Below are 6,122 nucleotides of genomic sequence, written 5' to 3'. Positions count from 1 at the left end.
CAACTCCCAGAACCGACGACCCACAAACGGATAACGCGGAACCCTCATGACAACCCCTCAACAAGAAGCTGTTGCACCCAGCGCTAGAAACCGCCCGGCAAATAGGGCAGTTTTGCGTCTGCTCGCCGGGGAAAAGCTAGCGCAGCACCACCGCGGGGTCGCCGCGGCGGCGGTAGACCGATCCGAACCGGGCGTCGATGCGTAGCCATGTCGGCAGCACCCGCACTCGGACGATCTCGTCAGCGGACACGGTCGCGGGATCCAGTTGCTCCGCCGACTGCGCCAGGAAACCCATTGCGGTCAAAGCGAATACGCAGCGCATCGGGATGCCGACGCTCTCGTCGCCCGAGGTCACCGAGACCACTTCCTGGTCGAGCAGCGACGCGGGCGGGCCATGCGCACTGGAATGCTCCTTCACCAGCGCCGTACCGCGCTGGGCCAATTCGAGCACCGCGCGGGCAGGCACATCGTCGAGGTGCACGAAACCCGTCGGGGGCGGAAGCGCGCCCCGCCAGGCGGAATCCATCGGAAACCCCGGGTCGACGTAGCCGCTGCGGTCCATCGTGGTCAGCCCGGTCGACAACGCATCGGCCGCGGCGCTGAGGTCACCCGGCCGAATCCGCCCACGCACCACTCGGCTGGCCAACACGTCGAAACCGGTTGCCACCCAGGCCACTACAAAGCCGCCCGCCCGCTCACGAAGTCGGATCACCGCCGCCTCGTCCAGCCGCATGGCCCGCTCGGTGAACGTCGTCAGGTCTTCGCGATGCGTGGCGTCATCGAGCCAGATACCGCGTTCGGGTCCGGTCATCGAAGATAGCGCTGCAGGTACTCACGCTGGGTGGGCGAAAGTCGCTGCAGCCGTTGCTCTTTGATGTGCACCGCCGCAAGCTGCGTTTCGGCGATCACCGCAGGCTTGGCATCCGGATCCTTACGAACCGACCGAACCTCGTATCCGATCGTGAAATCGACCGCCCGCACCCGCTTGGAGAACATGGTCACCTGCAACGGCGAATCCCTCAGCCGCAACTGACCCTTGTAGAGGATCTTCACCTCGTGGATGAGCAGCCCGATCTCCTCGATCACGGCCTCGAAGGGTTCACGCAGGAAAGGGATTCTGGCCTCTTCGAGGATGGTGACCATCGTTGCGTGGTTGATGTGCTGATACATATCGATGTCGGACCACCGCACATGTACCGGCGCCACAAAACCATTCACCCAGTAGTTCCTGTTCCACTCGTTCTGGTCATGCTGCGCAACTGGCGCGCCGCCACGGACAGCGTCGCCAGATCCAGCTCGCCACTTTGGTATATCTCGGCCAGCGTGCGTTGAGCCCTGCTGACGCGCGAACTGTTGGTGGTCTCCCACTCGGCGATCTTCTCCTCGCCGCTCTCCTCGGGTTCACCCACCGCCAGCACATCGAAGCACAGCGCCCTGATCGACCCGTAGATGTCGTCGCGAATCGCCAAGCGGGCCAGCGAATGCCAGCGGTCGTCACGTACCAGGCGCGATACCGCTGTCAGCAGGCCGTCGGTGCCAAGACGGGCCATCAAAGCGAAGTAGGTGTCGGCGACCTCTGCCGGGTCACGGTCGATGATGTCGCCGATGTCGATCACGTCGAGCAGACTGTACTGGTACAGCCCGGTCGCCACCATGTAGGCCAAGTCCTCGGGGACGCCTTGCGCACTGAATTCGCGCGCTTCCTTCTCCACGATCACCTTGTCGTCGCCGCGCAACCACTCCGACATCCGCGGCGTCAGCACACGGACCTTCTCCGCGAACCGGTTGATCTCCGCACCCACCGCAAGCGGTTGCGGCCGGTAGTTGAGCAACCAGCGCCCTGCGCGGTCGATGAGCCTGCGCAGATCCAGCGTCATGCGATCGGAGACGGCCACCGAAACGTCCGCCGCGCGGATCTGTCGCCACACCTCGCCGACCCGGAAGATCGCATTGGTCGCCACGTAGCTGCGCACCGCGTCGACCGGCCGGACACCGACGTCCTCGGATACCCGGTAGACGTAGGTGATTCCGCTGGTGTCGACCAGATCGTTGACCAGCATGGTGGTGACGATCTCCCGGCGCAGTTGGTGTTGCCGGATCTCGCTGCCAAACTGATCGCGCAGGTTGTGCGGGAAGTACTCGGGCAACCGCGAGGCGAACACCTCCTGGTCGGGAAGTTCGCTGGCGAGGACCTCGTCCTTCAGCACCAGCTTGACGTGTGCCATCAGGGTCGCGAGTTCTGGCGACGTCAACCCGAGCCCGGCTTCGGTCCTGCGGTTGATCTCCTTCTCCGACGGCAACGCCTCGAGTTCGCGGTTGAGCCCGTGCTCGGCGACGAAGTCCTTGATCATTCGCGCATGCACAGGAAGCAGGCTGGCGGCGTTGGCGCGACTGGTGCCCATCAGATCGTTCTGATCCTCGTTGTCGGCCAACACCAATCGGCCTACCTCGTCGGTCATCGACACCAGCAGCTGGGTCCGGTCCTCGGCGCGTACCTTGCCGGCGGTCACCAGCGAGTCCACCAGGATCTTGATGTTGACCTCGTGGTCGGAGCAGTCCACACCGGCGGAGTTGTCCATCGCGTCGGTGTTGCTGCGCCCACCGGCCAGGCAGAACTCGATACGGCCGAGAGAGGTGACGCCGAGATTGCCGCCCTCGCCGATCACCTTGGCCCGCACCTGGTTTCCGTTCACCCGCACCGGGTCGTTGGCGCGGTCGCCGACATCGGCGTCCGATTCGGTCTCCGCCTTGATGTAGGTGCCGATCCCGCCGTTGAACAACAGGTCAGCGGGCGCCTTGAGGATCGTCTTGATCAGCGCGGGTGGCGTCAGCTCCTCGATGCCCTCGGCGATGCCAAGCGCGGTACGGGCCTGCGGGCTGATGGCGATCGACTTCTGCTCGCGGCTGTAAACGCCGCCACCCTCACTGATCAGCGACCGGTTGTAGTCGTCCCACGACGACCGCGGCAGGTCGAACATCCGCCGCCGCTCCTCCCACGACGTCGCGGCGTCGGGATTGGGGTCGATGAAGATGTGCCGATGGTCGAAGGCGGCCAGTAGGCGGATGTGTTTGGACAGCAGCATGCCGTTGCCGAACACATCGCCGCTCATGTCGCCGATCCCGACGACGGTGAAATCTTCGGTCTGGGTGTCGACGCCGATCTCGCGGAAGTGCCGCTTGACGGCCTCCCACGCACCCTTGGCAGTGATACCCATGGCCTTGTGGTCGTAGCCGACGGAACCGCCCGACGCGAATGCGTCGCCGAGCCAGAAGCCATACGACGCGGCCACTTCATTGGCGATGTCGGAGAACGTCGCGGTGCCTTTGTCGGCGGCCACGACGAGGTAGGCGTCGTCGCCGTCGCGGCGCACGACATCCGCAGGCGTGACCACGTTGCCGGTGACCTTGTCGACGTTGTCGGTGAGATCGAGCAAGCCCGCGATGAACAGTTTGTAACAGGCGATGCCTTCGTTGCGGAACGCGTCACGATCGTCTGCTGGAGGCGGTTTCTTGACGACGAAGCCGCCCTTGGCGCCCACCGGCACGATGACAGCGTTCTTCACCGCCTGCGCCTTGACCAACCCGAGGATCTCGGTGCGGAAATCCTCCTTGCGATCCGACCACCGCAGGCCGCCACGCGCCACGAACCCGAACCGCAAGTGCACGCCCTCCACCCGCGGCGAGTACACGAAGATCTCGAACTTCGGCCGCGGTAAGGGCAGTTCGTCGATAACGCCAGGGTTGAGCTTGACCGCGAAGACGTTCTGCGCGCGCGCCGAATCAGATTTGGTGACAAAGTAATTGGTACGCAGCGTGGCTTGGATCATCGATGCGAAGGCCCGCAGTACCCGATCGGTGTCCAGGCTCACCAGCGCGTCGATGTCGGCGGCCACCGCCGCGGCGGCGGCTTGCGCGTCCCGGCGGCGGGTGTCGTCCGATGGTGCAGGATCGAAAAGTGCCTCGAACAACTCGACCAACGACCGCGCGGTGGCCGCGTTGCCGTTGATGACGCCCTCGATGTGGGACTGACTGTAAGGGAAACCGGCCTGCCGCAGGTACTTTGCGTACATCCGCAGCAACGCGACCTGTTGCCAGGTCAGCCCCGCACGCAGCACCAGTTCGTTGAAGCGGTCGATCTCGGCGCGACCGTGCCATATCGCAGTGACCGCGTCGGCGAACCGATCGGCCATGCTGGCGCGGTCAGGGCCCTCCGATGGCGTGGGGATGTCGGGGTGCGGCGAAACCTTGAACTGGTAGATCCACACCTGCAGTCCGTCGGGCCTGGCGACGGTGAAGGGCCGCTCCTCGAGCACCACCACGCCCATGGACTGCAGCATCGGCAGCAGGTGACTCAGCGACGCCGACCGCCCGCCGAGATACCAGGTGAGCTGCGCGACGCCGTCCTTGTCGCGCTCGCCGAGCACCAACCTCACCGAATTGTCTTGCAGCTCTTCGATGATCGCGATGTCGTTGATGGCATCCAGCGGGGCGACCGCCTGCTTGTACACCTCTTGGAAGGCGCCCGCGTAGTGTTCGGCCATGGCCTGGGTGATCGAGCCGGTTTTCACCGCACCGATCAGCCGGTCACCCCACGTCCGCGCGGCCTCGGTGAGCAGGTCCTGTATTCGGGATTCGTTCTCCAGCGAGACGTCGATATCCTGCTGACGGCGGCCCTCGGGTAGCCGGACAGTGAAATGTACGACCGCCCAGGGTGATTCGCTGACCCGCGCGGCATAGTCGATGCTGACTCCGCCCAACTCGCGGACCAGGATGTCCTGCATCTCCAGCCGTACCGCCGTCGTGTACCTGTCACGGGGCAGGTACACCAGGCACGACACGAAATGCGCGAGTTGGTCGGCCCGAAGGAACAGCAGGGTGCGGCGCCGTGAGCCGAGATCGACCACCGCCATCGCCATATCGAGCAGTTCCTTGGCCGACAACGCGAAAAGCTCCGACCGCGGGATGGTCTGCATGATGTCGAGCAGCAGCTGGCCGGGATGGCTGGGGTCGCGGTGCGCTATCGCGAGCGCGTCGTTGACGCGGCGCGAAATCAGCGGTATCTCCAGCACATTGGCGTTCATCGCGGCCACGGTGAACAACCCGACGAAGCGGTGCTCAATGACGGTCCCGTGGGTGTTCTCGCGGACCACCACGATGTACGGATAGGCGCCGTAGCGCAAGAAGCTGGGCATCGTGGCCTGCGCGAGCACCAGCAGGTCGTCGTTCTTGGTGAGTTGTGGGAGCACATCGGTGCGCAGGCGCAGCACCCCGAGACGACTCGACGGGTCGACGGCGGACTGGCCGTTGCTGACCTGACAGCGCTGGTAGCCAAGCAACACGAAATGACCGTCGGCCAACCAACGCAGCAGCGCCGCAACGTCTTTGCGGTCGGGGGCCGGGAACCTGCCCTGCGTGTCGGAGTCGAGTTCGGCGGCCAGGCTGATCAACATCGCGGTCATCGATGTGGAGTCCAACGCCACCTGGCGGGCGTCGGCGAGCACGCCGGGCAACAGGCGTTTGACCTCGTCGATGGTCTTCGGGTCGCACGAGTCGGCGAGTTGAACGTGGATCCACGTCTCGTCGATACCATCGCCGAACGGCGCGCCCGAGGCGGGTTCGATGGCCAGCAGGTCGCCGCTGGGCCCACGCCGGACCCGGAACACCGGGTTCATGATCGCCTTGTAGGCCACCCCGAGCCGGTGCAGCAGCACCGTGACGGAGTCCATCAGCATCGACGCGTTGTCGGTGACGATTTGCAGCGCAGGCCCGAAACCGGCCGGGTCGTCTTCGCCGTAGACCGCGACTCGGGTGTCGCCGAACGCCCGGTGAGCGCCCATTCGCAGCTGGGCGTCGATCATCGCGGGCGAGATTAGTGTGCTGACGGCCGCGCGAACCGGTGCCGTGACCGTCGCATCGGCGCCGGGGGCGTCACCGTGCGGGCCCCGATAGGTCGCCATATAGGCCCGCGCCAGCCGGGCGATGGTGTCCTGGCTGAGCGGCGGCGCCGGCGATCTGCCGACGCCTGTGCCAGTCCCCGGGTTGACCGTCATCGCCGCTCCTACCTACGCGCCCATACCAGCCTCGGTGCATGTCGCCGCCGAAGCGGCTTTGTGGTACGCAAA

3 protein-coding genes are annotated in these 6,122 nt (G+C 65.2%); all 3 read right to left on the bottom strand.

Annotated elements, in window-relative coordinates; all coding sequences use genetic code 11:
• Nucleotides 1-136: 136 nt before the first annotated feature.
• From ACGFK1_RS19020 to ACGFK1_RS19010, 3 genes are read right to left on the bottom strand one after another with little or no spacing between them, the layout of a single operon-like run.
• Nucleotides 137-811: a hypothetical protein gene (locus tag ACGFK1_RS19020; protein ID WP_393432324.1), complete on the bottom strand. Its 675-nt coding sequence runs from the start codon at nucleotides 809-811 to the stop codon at nucleotides 137-139.
• On the bottom strand, nucleotides 808-1,170 hold the full coding sequence (locus ACGFK1_RS19015) for an acyl-CoA thioesterase (protein WP_393432400.1): 363 nt from the start codon (nucleotides 1,168-1,170) through the stop codon (nucleotides 808-810). Before ACGFK1_RS19015 ends, ACGFK1_RS19020 begins: the two co-directional genes overlap by 4 nt.
• Nucleotides 1,171-1,214: 44 nt before the next feature.
• A complete protein-coding gene (locus ACGFK1_RS19010; protein WP_393432322.1) occupies nucleotides 1,215-6,050 on the bottom strand; it encodes an NAD-glutamate dehydrogenase in 4,836 nt (1,611 codons plus the stop codon).
• Nucleotides 6,051-6,122 lie beyond the last annotated feature (72 nt).

It is taken from the genome of Mycobacterium sp. NPDC048908 (genome assembly GCF_043197955.1).
In the GTDB taxonomy this organism is placed as follows: Bacteria; Actinomycetota; Actinomycetes; order Mycobacteriales; family Mycobacteriaceae; genus Mycobacterium.
Note: the sequence above shows the minus strand (reverse complement) of the source record. Positions and strands in the feature narration are given on the sequence as shown.